Here is a 14,576-nt window from a genome sequence, read left to right on the forward strand (position 1 = left end):
AAAGTATCGATTTTTTTACACCCTCGCCACCTTATGTTCGTGTCCCTCATTGCGCGACACGCTTTCAACAGGTTCTGAGAGTGAGCTATCGTTGCTTATCGTAGCAATGTTAGAATCTCCTCTTTGTTGTTCTCGAAGCCAACAAAGTACTTCACTACTTTTCTCTTTCTGAGCATCCCTTTTTTGTAGAAGACAAACAGTGGTACGATTCGATTTCCTGATATCGCTACCATTTCTTGTTCAAGGTCAAGGTTCATACCCACATCTTTGTTCACATAAGAGACTGAGATTGTTTTTAAGTATTTTTTGGCATCCTGACAATCTGAACACGTCGGACGCGTGTAAAGTTCGAGCTGTAGATCTCTATCCATCCCAATTCCTCCTTTTATTTGATCATCGAAGGCTTGAATCGTTTCAAACGGAGTGCGTTCACCAGGACCGAGACTGAGCTTAAACTCATGGCCGCTCCAGCAAGTATCGGGTTCAATAAGGGCCCACCAAGTAGATAAACAATCCCCATCGCAAACGGGATACCCATGACATTATAGGCAAATGCCCAAAACAGGTTCTGTTTAATATTGCGGATGGTTGACTTGCTCAATTCGACAGCTGTAGGTACATCCATCAAATCGCTTCGCATCAAGACGATGTCTGCAGATTCGATCGCAACGTCAGTACCCGAACCGATCGCGATTCCGATGTCTGCTTGGGCCAAGGCTGGTGCGTCATTGATTCCATCACCGACCATTGCGACCTTCTTCCCTTCGGCCTGTAACTTCTTCACTTCGTTCGCTTTATCTTCAGGTAACACTTCACTCAGTACCCGATCGATCCCGACCTGTCTCGCAATCGCCATGGCCGTACCTTTGTTGTCTCCGGTGATCATGGCTACTTCGATACCCATTCGTTGAAGTTTCTGAATGGCTTTACGACTGTTTTCTTTGACGGTGTCTGCAACAGCGATGATCCCTGCGATTTGTTGGTCAATCGCGATATACATCGGCGTCTTGCCTTGGTGTGCGAGTTTGTCTGAAGCGCCTTCAAGGACATCCAGTGAGATGCCGCGGTCTTTCATCAATTTTCTGTTTCCGGCAAGCAAGACTTTTCCGTCGATCAGGACTTCGATCCCGTGCCCTGGGATGGCTTCAAAACGATCGATATCCATGACACGCATCATTCTGTCCTCTGCCGCTCTTACGATTGCTTCGCCCAATGGATGTTCAGACCCTTTTTCAGCGGAAGCGGTCAAGCGTAACAACTCATCTTCTTGATGTCCATTCACTGTCACGATATCTGTCACTTTCGGTTTTCCTTCAGTGATCGTCCCTGTCTTGTCGAACACGATCGTCTGGACTTTATGGGTCGTCTCCAAGGCGCCGCCACTCTTGATCAACACACCATTCTCAGCACCTTTGCCCGTACCCACCATGATTGCTGTTGGTGTGGCCAAACCTAGTGCACAAGGGCAGGCGATGACCAGTACTGAAATCGTGATCGTCAAGGCGAAGAGGCCGGTCTGACCGCCTAAATACCATGCAATTCCTGAAAGGATCGCGACGACGATGACAATCGGTACAAAGTATCCGGAGATGATATCGGCCAGTTTTGCGATAGGAGCTCGAGAGCCCTGTGCATCCTCGACCAATTTGATGATTTGAGATAGCGCCGTATCCTTACCGACTTTCGTGGCTCGGTATTGGATGATCCCGTTCTTGTTGATGCTGGCACCGATGACTTGAGCACCCACATTTTTTTCAACAGGGATACTTTCACCGGTCAGCATGGATTCGTCTACAGACGTATTACCTGATAGAACCACGCCATCCACCGGAATCTTCTCACCAGGCTTTACGATAATCGTGTCGCCGACGATGACTTCGTCGATTGATACTTCTAACTCTTGTCCGTTGCGGACGACCTTTGCCGTCTTAGGTGCCAGTCCCATCAATTTTTCAATCGCTTCGGATGTTTTACCCATCGACCGGACTTCAAGATATTTACCTAATGTGATCAGCGTGAGAATGACTGCGGCTGTCTCATAGTAGAGGCTATTCACGTATCCCTCATAACCTGAGAGGATAGCCATGGTGGCACCGACGCTATAGAAGAAGGCTGCGCTCGTCCCTAGGGCGACAAGTGAATCCATATTCGGATGCCCTCGGAACAATGTCTTAAATCCGACGGAGAAGAATTTCCATCCGAACAACATCACTGGGATGGTCATCATGAGCTGCAAGACAGCGAACAATTCTGGGTTCATCGTTGGATGCAATGCCATCGGTAGGGGTAGGCCGATCATATGCCCCATCGCCACATAGAGTAATGGAATCGTGAAAATCGCCGACCCTACAAATCGGTTCCACATCGATTGAATTTTTTTCAGTTTCTTTTCTTTCTCGGTATCTTGACTATCCGCTGATTCTTGATCTTCTCTTGCCTCATATCCGGCGTTTGCCACCACTCGGATGACATCTGATACAGTCACCAGCTGAGGATCATATCGAATAACTAATTTTTCTGTCGCCAAGTTCACATTCGACTCAGTCACACCCACCATTTTCCTCGTGGCCTTCTCAATCGTCTGCACACACGAGGCACAAGTCATCCCTGTGATGACAAATGATCTTTGCTCGGTCTCGGTTGAGGCCTTGTAGCCAGCCTTCTCGACGGTCGTCTGAATATCCAGCGGCGAGATTTTCGTCTCATCGTAATGAATGCTCAATTTCCCAGTCGCTAGGTTGACGTTGGAGGTCACTACGCCAGGCAATTTTTTTGTTGCTTTTTCAACTGTCTGAACGCAGGACGCACAGGTCATCCCTTCCACGGCAAATGTCTTACTCTCCATATCGTCTTACCTCCATTATTATTGGGCTGATTCGACTTCGTAACCGACCTCGCCCACAACTTCTTTAAATTCATTCACATCTAGTCGTGTTTCATCGTACTTCACTTTTGCAATGCCTTTCTTTAAGTTGACTTTCGCACTTTCAACCCCATTCAGACCTTCAAGTGCTGACTCGACTTTGTTGACACAATGAGCGCATGACATACCTTTAATCGTTAAAATCGTTTTTTTCATCTTGAATCTCCTCCTATTCACTACCTTCATGACATCATTTCAAACTCAATGTCTGGATCCACAGGAATGGTCCTGACATCTGCATTGACCCGGGGTACAGGTGCATGGAATGTCCTCCACCGCTTCACTTTCCTTCATCTCAAGGATTTTTTTGAGATTCTCGATATCCTGTACACTCAGTGTCGCCTGTGTGATCATCGTTCCGATTGTGTTACCGACATCCCTGTCACAGATATGATCGAGTAGATCGTGTAACGTCTCTCTGATGACGTCACCTTCAACGACGTTCGCGGAGTAGATGAATTTCTTCCCCTCGGCCTCGGTTGAGAGCATCCCTTTTTTCACGAGCCTTCCAATGAATGTCTTCGTCGTCGCAGGCTTCCAGCTCATCTTCTTTTCCAATACCTCGATGATTTCTTTACTGGTCACGTGCTTTTGGGCCCAAACGACACGCATGACTTCCCATTCTGAATCCGTGATTTTTTTTTCGACATGTTCAGCCATTTGTCTAACCTCCAATTTTAAGTTTACAATCGTAAACGTTTTATTTGTTTTCAGTTTACATTCGTAAACGTCGACTGTCAACCATTATGTTTTTGGGTTCGCTATTCAGTCTTCATTGGCTATATTCTTGTCTAGAAAACGCATCTGGATATCCTTCAGCAACGCTTTCAAATAGTAGTGCGAGCTGACGGCATCCCGGGCACCAATCGGCGGTGAACTTTAAGACTACAGGCTGCGTAGAGTGATTAACCATTTGCAAATCAGATAATTGAAATTTCGAAAGCATTTTTTCTCCTCTCTTTTCGTTTACGTTTGTGATCGATTTAAGTTCGCAACTGTAAACGTTATTTGTCAATCTATATATTCGTGTCCATTTTGTATGTTTCTTTAAGCTTATTGTTTCTCTCAAAACACTAATTCGATTCGTACTTAGTTGGGTCCTATTTATTTTGAACTCATACAGCTTTAAATTGTTAACTACTGTCATCTCTTATATGATGTAATAAAACAAAGTAGGAATTGTCTTAAGCGTTTTGTTGCTTAGTCGCTAGGATTAAATAGATGATTCGACTACTAGCTTACTATTGAGACATTCTCATAAGTAAAAAGTGTAGGAAGGTATACATTTCGACGTCGAAATGTATACCTTCCTACACCACAAAGTGCCAGTTTATGAGTGATTTTTTTATAACAACTTGTATTTAAATGATTTAAATATAGGAACTACATATGCTGTATACAAAATAATAACCAAATGAGGGATTAGAATTGGAATCAAACGAGACCAAGGTGACGTCATTCCGCGTGTCACAAGAAGTGAAAGAACATATTCAGCGTTTAATGGAGCAACGTCAAATATCAACCAACCAATTATTCGAGCAATTAATATCATTGGCCGATAAACAGTCACCGGACCCCTTAGTCGTCAAGGAGAACGAATCACTCGAAGCAGCACTGAATCAAGTGCTTGCCCTATTCAATGAACGAGCCACTCGACTAGAAACGCAACAAAAAGAACATGAGCGAATCAACGCGCGATATAAAAATACCATTCATGACCTTGAACAAAGCGTAATTGCAGAAGCTGAACGACTCCAAGAGGAGTATGAGCGAAAGGTGTCGTCACATGAAATTGCACTCACTCAATTACAAGATCAAATCAACCAACTAATCGCTGAAAAGAGAATCGTTGAAGACGCATTGGAAACAGAACGTGTGTCTAACAAAGAAGAACTAAAAGAGCAGAAAAAAACAGTTTTTCATCTAGAAGGAGACATGAAAAAGCTAGAAGATGAACGTAGCCAGCTCTATCGGCAAAATCAAAGTCTTATGGACGCTGTCGACGACTTAAAAGCTCGTACACGCCGTCTTGACCAGCTTGAAGAAGAGAACCAGAAACTGCACTTAGAAGTCCAGCTCCTCCGTCGAGAGAAAGAGACATTTGAGAACCGGTTACAGGAACAGGTCGAGCTCGCGGTCCTGCGTGAGCGGAGCACCCAACAAAATAAACAATGATACGAAAAGGGTACTAGGTTGAGTCAACCAGTGACTGAATCTAGTACCCTTATGTTTATTACAAACAAAGTATTTAACGGTTTGAAGAAATCGTCTGATACATGTTCAATGACTTGACCAAAGATGCTTCATTCACACGTAGAATCATAACCTCATGAGAGTATAAAGAATGACTCCGCTTGGTCCAATTAAGATTTCACCTGCAATCCACGCACCTTGAATCGATTACGCTTTTCTTCTAATTTCACTTTCATATCTACCGAGAACGTATTTTCAGGAGTGTTGTAGGCACGCCGTGCTGCCATACTAAGCATTTTTGCCACATCCTCTGCCCGGTCGTCCTGTAAATCATGCAGTGAAGATCGAACATACTGGCGAGCCATTTCTCGGTCACGTAGCGATTCAGGGACCGATACATGACGACTTAATGCCAGGGCCAATTGAGCCGTCTCTAAGCGATAGCTTGTCCCGCCTGCCTGCATACGATTCAGTTCATCCGCTAGCTCGCTTTGCAGAAGTACATGATTACTGTCTGACATCGGTCACCCTCCTCTACTCTTCTTTTGATTTATTATATACCCTTTTTCTGAAAAATTCGACTCAAGTCATGCACGTTACAAAATGGATCGTCCCACGTCATGTTTGCTTTGTATTCCTCTACAAGGTCGAGAAGTTTATCTTTATCGCAAAGTGCCAATAGATTCGTTTTTTCGAGATCCTCTAGATCCTTTTGGCGAGAGGAGAAAATCTTGGTACATGCTAAAAGTTCAATGTCGGGGATATACACATCAATCGCCTCGAACAGCCCTTCAATCTTATGCCGGAATTCATTTTCCCTAAAGTCTTCACGGGGTGGGAACTGAATCACCCCTTCGACAATTTCAATTTCATATTCATGAAGCGCCTCTTTCAATTCAGGTGTCACGACGCCCTCCGTCACGCGAATATCAATATCTCGCGTCGGACGATACTGAACTGCCCCCCGTCAAGTAGACAGGGCAAATAATGAAAACCGAACTAGGCGGCTTTAGACCTGTATTCGACAGGGCTCAAGCCGTTTAGCCGTTTCTGGAAACGGTCATGGTTGTAGAACGATATGTAGGTCTCGATGGCCGATGTGAGTTCGCTATAGGCCTGAAACTCACGCAGGTAGTACATCTCGACTTTCAGGGTACCCCAAAAGCTCTCGATCGGGGCGTTGTCGATGCAACGTCCGACCCGGGACATGCTGTGGGTCAGTCCCGCGTCTTCCACCATGCGTTTGAACCCTCTCGAGGTATATTGGCGCTATGGATCATCGGACGCGCTCCTGTGCGGAGCCCCGTGATGGCTGGCATCATCGTCTGGAAGACGAGAACGTTGTTGTTGGACTTTCCGATGCGATAGGCGACGATCGAGCCGTCGTACAGGTCGATGATTGCGCTCAGGTATGCCTTTTTCCCGGCACCATATTTAAACTCGGTGACGTCGGTGCACCATTTCTCGTCCGGTCGGGACGCGCTGAACTCTCGGTTCATCAGATTCTCGGCCACATGCTGTGGCATCGACTTCTTATGTCTCTTCCGCTTCCCGCGGATGATCGATTGGATCCCATGGATATGCATCAGGCGATAGACTTGCTTTTCATTGAACGTGGACAGACCTTGTTGCCTGCGTAGCCGATTGATTGTCATCGTGACCCGACGGTAGCCGTATGTACGGTTCGCCTGGTCATAGAGTAGACGAATGTCCTCCAGGAGCTTCTCGTTCTCTTCTTGACGCACCGATACGGTGCGGTTCAACCATTTGTAATAGGCCGCACGTGAGATGCCAGCTGGGAAACCTGGGTCTATCAAGGATTGGCGGTTCTAGTAGTGGGTTGCCCGTGTGCCTTAGTCATTTCGACGCCGATTTCGATTGTTTCCGCCATCGGTAATGCTGCCAAAAAAGGGGTCTTGATTAAAGGCGGCGTATACCTGGAAAAAATGGGCGCGCTGAAAGCTATTGCATTTGACAAAACCGGTACCCTGACCAAAGGTGTACCTGTCGTCACAGACTTTAAAATCACGAACAAGCAGGTAAACGAGAGAGAACTGCTTTCTATCGTGACGGCATTGGAATATCGTTCTCAGCATCCGTTGGCCTCTGCCATCATGAAAAAAGCGGACGAGGAAAACATACCTTACACCTCTATCAGAGTTGAGGACTTCTCTTCCATCACAGGAAAAGGCATTAAAGGAACGATAGACGGCACCACCTACTTTATCGGAAGCCCGCTTCTCTTTAACGAGCTAGGTGTTGAAAGTATTGATAATAATCTGGACCAAACCGTAACGGCTCTGCAACAGCAAGGTAAGACTTCGATGATTATCGGAACGAAACAAAGCATATTGGCGGTTATCGCCGTAGCCGACGAAGTCCGGGAATCCAGCAAAGAAATCATCCGGAAACTACATGATATGGGTATTAAAAAGACAATTATGCTGACGGGTGACAACAAAGGGACAGGCAAAGCTATCGGCCAGCAAGTTGGCGTCAACGAAATCCAGGCAGAATTGATGCCAGAGGATAAATTAAATGTCATTAAACGCTTGCGAGCTGAGTACGACAATGTCGCGATGGTCGGGGACGGCGTAAATGACGCTCCGGCACTCGCTGCCTCTACTGTTGGAATTGCCATGGGTGGTGCTGGAACGGATACCGCTTTGGAAACAGCAGATGTCGCCCTGATGGGCGACGATTTGAGCAAACTACCGTTTACGATAAAATTGAGCCGAAAATCCCTAAATATTATCAAAGTGAACATCGCGTTCGCTATCAGTATCAAAGCGATTGCATTACTCTTGGTCATCCCGGGCTGGCTCACCCTATGGATAGCTATTATGTCCGATATGGGGGCAACTCTTCTGGTAGCACTGAACAGTTTAAGACTGATGAATGTCAAAGAATAAAAAAACAAAAATATTCATTTTTATATCCTCGAATTTGTACTGGGTATGATAAAAATAAATGATCTCTGTTTTTTAAGACGGCTTTAAGATGACTTCGGTATTGTTCCCGAGTCATCTTTTTAGGTTTCATTGTCAGCTTTTTTATCATCAGACAGTTTTAATCGAGGCCGAACCTTATTCATTGACCGGAATATTCTCCGAAGTATGGAAAGAAAATCCGGTCGATAGGTCTACTAAACTATGACAATTAAATCTAAATATTTGAACGTTCGTTTTGGAATCATTCATTCATTCGAATACATCCTATTTTAAGAGACGAAATTTCGATAGTGTTCAAAAAAAAAACGAATGAGGGGGTTTCTAAATATACCCTCATTCGATATTCAGTTTCCTTGCACGTAGAAAAGTATTTATTGGTATCAGACGGTATGAAGTATAGAATTTTTACTCATATGTCGAACCTCAGTGTGGATTTGGTGCAAGGATGACTTATTTCTTTAGTTGTGTTTTTTTGATTCTAACTCTATTGTAGAATGTTTAATATCTAGTTTTGAAGTCACTTCTTTGACTTTTTGTTTAACAATAGTTGAATCCTTTAGATTCATCTCTTCTACTATTAAGTGTAAATTCATGGCGTTATCTTCGCCATCAATTGACCAGACATATAGGTTTTGAACAGAAATCACTTCTTCAATACCTTCAATCTTTTGCTTCACCTCATCGATGTCAATACCATCAGGGACAGCACCTAAAAGTATTTTCATTGTTTTAACTAAATTACGAAACACATTCACTAATATAAACAACGCAATAGCAATTGATAGGATGGGGTCAAGTATATGTATATCCTTGAAGAGTAAAACTATCCCTACTACAAGAACGGCAATCCAACCTAAAACATCTTCTAAAAGGTGCCAAGATAGTACTCCCTCATTTACTGATTTTCCTTTGTGTAGACGGAATGCCGCAAAACCATTTAAAAGCACACCAAAAATTGCAAACCAAATCATTCCTTGTGCATTAGAATGCTCCGGTTCAAACAGTAGAGGAATTGCTTGAGTAAAAATATATACAGATCCAATTATTAATATTGTCGCATTTATTAATGCTCCTAAAAGGGAAAAACGATTATATCCAAAAGTGAAGTTATGATCGGGTTTTTTGTTCGAAAATTTTTGTAAGAACCAGGACAGGCCCAATGCAAGAGCATCACCTAAATCGTGAATGGCGTCCGACATGATTGCAACACTATTAATCAAAAATCCCCCGATAAATTCACCAATCGAGAAAACAAGATTAATTATAAATGCTAGTTTGATATTTTTTGATGCCTTATCAGTACTCGCCATTGTTCGATCTCTCCTCACTTGGTAGTCCATCCTTAAAAAGGTTAGTTGTTAGAATAATACTGGTCTCTAGCGTTCTGCAATATAATAAATTTCTTTGCCTATTGATTGTAAACAACGCATACTTGAGAACTTAAGCGCAGTTCTTAATATTTTAATAAACAATCGAAGGACGTAATTTTTGAAAGCGAAATTAAATACATGTATCTAATTTGTTAGAACCATTTAGGCACTAATTTTATATATAAGACTTCTCCGAACAATTCGGTAACGGTCTGTAAAATGATCACTACAGCTACTTGTGTTGATAGGGGCTCTGGTAATATAGATGCTAATGGAAGAACTACAAGTGAATTCCTTGTTCCCATACTAAATGTAATTGCTCTTCTTGAAGCAATATCTAGTTTGAACAACTTACCAAGGGACTTTGACACCCATGGTATGATAAGTAGAAATAAAATATAAACTGGTATTACATCTATTAATGTCCCGAGGTCACTATACACTTCCCTAATTTGAGAGGCAACTACCACAAAAAGTACAAAAGACATAAATGGAACGGGAATCCATGGCGGCATTTTCATGATACGATTACCTAAAGAACTCTTTTTAGAACACAATTGTGTCATTATCGCTAATAGAAGCGGTATAAAAATCAAAAATAGAAATGCATCTAGAAATGGACCCATCCTAACGATACTAATAGCCTTTTCTCCTAATAATACGAATAAATATATGGGTAAGAGTATCGTCTGTAAAATTAAAAGAATCGGTGTTACTTTTAACAATATTGATTCGTTTCCCTTTCCCATCTTTGTAAAAACAATCACATAGTCGATGCACGGTGTTAACAACACCAAATACACCCCCAGCATTAGTGATGAATCTTGAAGAAATATGATAACCAAAACCTAAACTATTAAAGGAACGGCAACAAAATTTCCTAATAAAAGAGCTACCACAAACCTCATGTTTGTAGCAGATCCATTCGATTTCAGAAACGGAATTTGAACGAACATCCCATACATCAAAACTCCTAAAAGGGGAGAAATAAAAAAATCGAGATATACAGCTTCTGTATTCAATAGACCAAAGATTACTGCCAACATCAAAAAAATGATGTATATACTGACTTGGTGGGCTTCCACCTTCTCTAGCACTTGAATTCCGAATTTGCTTTCCTTCTCTATCAAAATCACCCCCAAAATTTTCAGGAAATTTCAGAATGAAATAGATAACTCCACGATTTTAATTGCCAGGGCAAGAGGTTTTATATTTTTTCTTCTAGTATTTTTATTTATCCAACAGTAAAAATACCGACTGAAAGTAAATATAATTAAGGCTCATTATTTACACTTCCGAATATAGTTAGTATCTTGAATATATATCAGTCAAAAAATAAAGTGATAACCATTAAAAAAATAATTATTTTAGCCTAAAGCCACATCTAAAATCATCATGATTGTAAAGCCAAACATTAAACAAACAGAAGCCAAGTCCTTGTTTCCATTTTCTTGAGATCCTGGGACTACCTCCTCCACTACAACAAAAATCATTGCTCCTGCAGCAAAGCTTAGCGCAAACGGAAGTAAAGGCTCCATTATGAGTACTGCTACTACTCCTACCAACGCCGCGAACGGTTCAACCATACCAGATAACTGGCCATAGAAAAAACTTTTACGACGAGATAATCCATCTCGTCTCAATGGCATTGACACAGCAGCACCCTCAGGGAAATTTTGTATGCCGATTCCGATTGCCAGCGCGATAGCTCCCGTGATTGATGATGAAGGGAATCCTGCTGCAACTGCTCCAAATGCAACGCCTATGGCAAGTCCCTCTGGAATATTATGCAATGTTATTGCTAACACCAGTAACGTGCTCCGCTTTCTCTTCTTAGGGTTTATACCCTCAGCCTCATCCATCGGTGAAGTGGGATGCAGATGTGGAATCACTTTATCAACACCTGATAAAAAGAATCCTCCAAGTAAGAAACCGATTGCAGCTGGTAACCACGCCGGAAGAGAATCTTGTTCCGCCATCTCAATTGCAGGTGAGAGTAATGACCAAAAACTAGCGGCAATCATTACTCCTCCAGCAAAACCGAGCATCCCATCCATTAGCTTTTGATTCATTGATTTTGTCATAAACACTAACGCGGCACCAAGCGCCGTCATCCCCCAAGTGAATAAAGTACCCAGCAATGCTTGAGTAAGGGGTTCTAACGAAGAAATATATTCAATCATCTATCAAAACTCCGTTGCCAAAAATCGAGTTTCTATACATGCTCAAAATTAAGTAACTATTATCCAAAATCAGCATTGCTGTCTCCTCCTCTTGATTGTCAATCCTACTCAACAGGTGATTTTTTTAATGTTGATGTACTACTTCCCCTACCTTCAGTTTGCAAAGCAATTCATCGCTGTGAGGATGAGAAAGAGTTTCGAATTGAATCGTAGAGTGTTGAACGTTCAGATGTGCTAAATCGTGTTCAATTTCTTGAAGTAGATTCTCACTGTCATAGATTTGTAAATTACCATCAACGACAACATGACATGAGAGTGCATTCATTCCACTTGTGATACTCCAAAGATGAAAGTCGTGTATACTCCGTACCCCCTCCTTGTTGTGAATGACTTGAAGAACCTTTTCGACATCAACGTTTTGTGGTGCACCTTCCATTAATACGTTCAATCCGGATTTCGTCACGAAATAACCACTTCGTAAAACAAGTCCCGCTACAATGATTCCTGCGAGCGGATCTGCCCAGTTCCATCCAAATGCCATGATAAGAAGCGCTGCCAGTATTGCACCGACTGAACCCAACGTATCGCTTACAACATGTAGATAAGCACCTCGCATATTCAAATTATGTTCTACGTCTGCACCTCTTAACATAATCCATCCAACAAGAAGGTTTATAGCAAGGCCAATACTGCTAACAATTAACATTCCTACGGATGCGACCTCAGGTGGTTGAATAAATCGATTGATGGCCTCATAAAAGATATATATGGAAATCAGTATGAGTGTGACCCCGTTTAAAACAGCTGCTAGAATCTCGAAGCGTCTATATCCGAACGTTTTACGATTGTTCGCTATTTGTTCACCTAATTTAAAGGCAAGTAATGCAATAGCGAGCGAAGCCGCATCACTAAGCATGTGACCTGCGTCCGCTAAAAGTGCTAAGCTATTTGTAAGGTACCCTCCAATCGCCTCTACAACCATGTATGCCGAAATAATAAAGAATGAAATGATCAAAATCTTTTTGTTAGAGGTATGAGAATGATCATGTGCATGATTATGTGCCATAAGATTAACTCTCCTTACTATATTTAGTGGTGTTTCGCATGCTCAATCGCCTGTCTTAGTAAGTTCATGACATGGTGATCATCTTCTGAATAAAATAGAGTAGTTCCTTCTCTTCTAAACTTGACAAGTCGAAGATTTTTTAAAAAACGTAGCTGATGAGACACGTTTGATTGACTTAAGTTAAGAAGATCAGCTATTCCGTTGACCGAATGTTCCTTTGTGCATAGCAGGGTTAATATTTTAATTCTTGTCGGGTCACTAAGTGCCTTGAACGTCTGAGATACAATAAATAGAGTCTCATCGTCAATCTGCGCCCCTATTTCTATTTCATTTTCTGTAGTATCTTCAATCGGTTCATCCATAAGTCAGTACCTCCGCTCATGATAACTATACATGTTCATATGTTCATATATAACTTATTAGACTTTTGCTGTGCCGTCAACACTTAATTTAAAAAACATTTATTCTATCAGCTCTACATACTTGAAGATTTGAGATACTTTCTCTGGTTTTGCGATTATTTCTTATTTTTAGCCATACAAAAACTACCTATTAGAGAGCTAGTTAGATCTCATACTCGATAGGTAGTCACGCTTTTTCAAAAAATCAATATAGTACACTAACGTTTTAAGAAAACGTCAATTGAATTATTTACTGGGTATTGTCTAATCTATTTTCCAACTTCAAAAAGCTTTTCATGTTTTTCTAAATCAAAGCTGTTTTTTAGTAAGCATACCAATTTGATACAATTAGTTCTTCATTTTTCAAATCCAAATCAAAAACTACTGTTTGGTACTGATTCGTCCAAGAATGACTGTAATCAGAAAAAAGGCGGTCAACGCTAAAAACGGAATTGTGATAAAACCCATCCAGTCAATGTACTGTGCATTACAGGAAACTCCTTGTTCACATGGTCTGACTTCCGAAAAGCCGGGCACCTTTTGTACAAGATAGTGGTAAAAAGAGATACAGAATCCGATTATTGATAAAGGGAGAACATAAAATTTGATTGAGCTATCTTCTCTGAAAACTGCAATTGCAAGAATCAAAGCTATTGGGTACATAAAGATACGTTGAATCCAACAGAGTTCACAAGGTATAAAACCACGAATTTCGCTAAAATATAGACTTCCAAGTACTGCAGTAATTGAAACAACCCAGGCGAGGTACAGTCCATATCGGTTTATTACTGAAGCGCTCATTGGGTTAGCTCCTTTTCAATTTGTTTTTTTATAGAGGTATAGTCGAATGGATTTTCAAGGATGACCCCATTAACTGCAATCGTCGGGGTCAGTGTAACATTGTATTTTTCTACGAGCGCCGCATCCATTTTAACTGATTCTAATCTAGAAGAACGACTTGATAGGTCTTCTCTAAATTTATTTAAATCTAGAGAAGGGACAGTCTTCGTCGCAATCTCTTCCATTTTCTCCACCGTAACCCATGGATTATCGTGTATTTGCACGTCAGGTTGAGCTTCATAAATAGCTTTGTGAAATTGCCAAAATGATTCTGGGTGATTTTTGTAAACAGATTCTGATGCAAGGGCAGCTAAAGTGGACTCATCTCCGTGAAACAAAACATTAATGTAACTAAAGGAAGCTTTCCCACTTTCAATGTAATCTTTTACAAGTTGAGGATAGATTGTTTCACCCCACTCTTTACACGAAGGGCATTTATAGTCTCCGAATTCTACAATTGATATCGGCGCTTCCTTTTTACCTATTGTAGGTTGATTATTAACTGATATCTTTTCATCTTGAACAATTTTAGTCTTTGATTTTTCGGAACTTTGATCATTTAAAAATAAAAAAGCTAAGACTGCAATTACTAATACGGATGTAAAAATAGTCAATAGTTGATTAGTTTTCAAAACAATTCACCTCTTTT

General features: G+C 41.6%; 13 protein-coding genes and 4 pseudogenes. 2 read left to right on the forward strand and 15 right to left on the reverse strand.

The features are described from left to right. Positions 1-95 precede the first annotated feature (95 nt). The 5 genes from PQI28_RS04610 to PQI28_RS15610 form a co-directional block, all read right to left on the reverse strand. A complete protein-coding gene (locus PQI28_RS04610; RefSeq protein ID WP_214838004.1) occupies positions 96-371 on the reverse strand; it encodes a glutaredoxin family protein in 276 nt (91 codons plus the stop codon). Between the two features lie 14 nt (positions 372-385). Beyond that, the gene (locus PQI28_RS04615; protein WP_029595504.1) at positions 386-2,845 is read right to left on the reverse strand and encodes a heavy metal translocating P-type ATPase; all 2,460 of its coding nucleotides are present in this window, start codon (positions 2,843-2,845) and stop codon (positions 386-388) included. Between the two features lie 18 nt (positions 2,846-2,863). Continuing rightward, complete coding sequence (locus tag PQI28_RS04620) at positions 2,864-3,079, reverse strand: heavy-metal-associated domain-containing protein (protein WP_029336168.1); 216 nt, start codon at positions 3,077-3,079, stop codon at positions 2,864-2,866. A 45-nt stretch (positions 3,080-3,124) separates the two neighbouring features. Further along, positions 3,125-3,583: a CopY/TcrY family copper transport repressor gene (locus PQI28_RS04625; RefSeq protein ID WP_339962653.1), complete on the reverse strand. Its 459-nt coding sequence runs from the start codon at positions 3,581-3,583 to the stop codon at positions 3,125-3,127. A 112-nt stretch (positions 3,584-3,695) separates the two neighbouring features. Beyond that, entirely contained in the window at positions 3,696-4,070 is a 375-nt protein-coding gene (locus PQI28_RS15610; protein WP_445236745.1) for a thioredoxin family protein, read from the reverse strand. A 281-nt stretch (positions 4,071-4,351) separates the two neighbouring features. Between PQI28_RS15610 and PQI28_RS04630 the strand changes: the two genes are divergently transcribed. After that, positions 4,352-5,098, forward strand: a complete 747-nt coding sequence (locus PQI28_RS04630) for a hypothetical protein (protein ID WP_029336170.1) — start codon at positions 4,352-4,354, stop codon at positions 5,096-5,098. A 188-nt stretch (positions 5,099-5,286) separates the two neighbouring features. Here PQI28_RS04630 and PQI28_RS04635 read toward each other — a convergent pair whose 3' ends face one another. From PQI28_RS04635 to PQI28_RS04645, 3 genes and pseudogenes are all read right to left on the reverse strand, one after another. Beyond that, positions 5,287-5,637 carry a hypothetical protein gene (locus PQI28_RS04635; protein WP_029336171.1) on the reverse strand — a complete coding sequence of 117 codons (351 nt, stop codon included), beginning with the start codon at positions 5,635-5,637 and terminating at the stop codon, positions 5,287-5,289. A 32-nt stretch (positions 5,638-5,669) separates the two neighbouring features. Further along, positions 5,670-6,056, reverse strand: a pseudogene (locus PQI28_RS04640) (DUF6036 family nucleotidyltransferase); the annotation flags it as partial. A 59-nt stretch (positions 6,057-6,115) separates the two neighbouring features. Then, positions 6,116-6,912 (reverse strand): annotated as a pseudogene (locus tag PQI28_RS04645) (IS3 family transposase); the annotation flags it as partial. Here PQI28_RS04645 and PQI28_RS04650 point away from each other — a divergent pair. Then, positions 6,904-8,028: pseudogene (locus PQI28_RS04650) on the forward strand (heavy metal translocating P-type ATPase); the annotation flags it as partial. The pseudogenes PQI28_RS04645 and PQI28_RS04650 overlap by 9 nt on opposite strands. Positions 8,029-8,525: 497 nt before the next feature. Here the strand turns inward: PQI28_RS04650 and PQI28_RS04655 are convergent. From PQI28_RS04655 to PQI28_RS04685, 7 genes and pseudogenes are all read right to left on the reverse strand, one after another. Continuing rightward, the gene (locus tag PQI28_RS04655) at positions 8,526-9,377 is read right to left on the reverse strand and encodes a cation diffusion facilitator family transporter (protein ID WP_029336174.1); all 852 of its coding nucleotides are present in this window, start codon (positions 9,375-9,377) and stop codon (positions 8,526-8,528) included. A gap of 212 nt (positions 9,378-9,589) precedes the next feature. Next, positions 9,590-10,483, reverse strand: a pseudogene (locus PQI28_RS04660) (arsenic resistance protein). Positions 10,484-10,804: 321 nt separating this feature from the next. Continuing rightward, complete coding sequence (locus PQI28_RS04665) at positions 10,805-11,620, reverse strand: ZIP family metal transporter (protein ID WP_029336175.1); 816 nt, start codon at positions 11,618-11,620, stop codon at positions 10,805-10,807. A gap of 124 nt (positions 11,621-11,744) precedes the next feature. Next, a complete protein-coding gene (locus tag PQI28_RS04670; protein ID WP_029336176.1) occupies positions 11,745-12,686 on the reverse strand; it encodes a cation diffusion facilitator family transporter in 942 nt (313 codons plus the stop codon). 23 nt (positions 12,687-12,709) lie between these two features. Further along, positions 12,710-13,048, reverse strand: a complete 339-nt coding sequence (locus PQI28_RS04675) for an ArsR/SmtB family transcription factor (RefSeq protein WP_029336177.1) — start codon at positions 13,046-13,048, stop codon at positions 12,710-12,712. A gap of 420 nt (positions 13,049-13,468) precedes the next feature. Next, positions 13,469-13,888, reverse strand: a complete 420-nt coding sequence (locus PQI28_RS04680; RefSeq protein WP_029336179.1) for a disulfide oxidoreductase — start codon at positions 13,886-13,888, stop codon at positions 13,469-13,471. Then, positions 13,885-14,559 carry a thioredoxin domain-containing protein gene (locus PQI28_RS04685; RefSeq protein WP_029595508.1) on the reverse strand — a complete coding sequence of 225 codons (675 nt, stop codon included), beginning with the start codon at positions 14,557-14,559 and terminating at the stop codon, positions 13,885-13,887. Before PQI28_RS04685 ends, PQI28_RS04680 begins: the two co-directional genes overlap by 4 nt. Positions 14,560-14,576: the final 17 nt, after the last annotated feature.

The organism is Exiguobacterium sp. USCH10 (genome assembly GCF_037619445.1).
In the GTDB taxonomy this organism is placed as follows: domain Bacteria; phylum Bacillota; class Bacilli; order Exiguobacteriales; family Exiguobacteriaceae; genus Exiguobacterium; species Exiguobacterium aestuarii_A.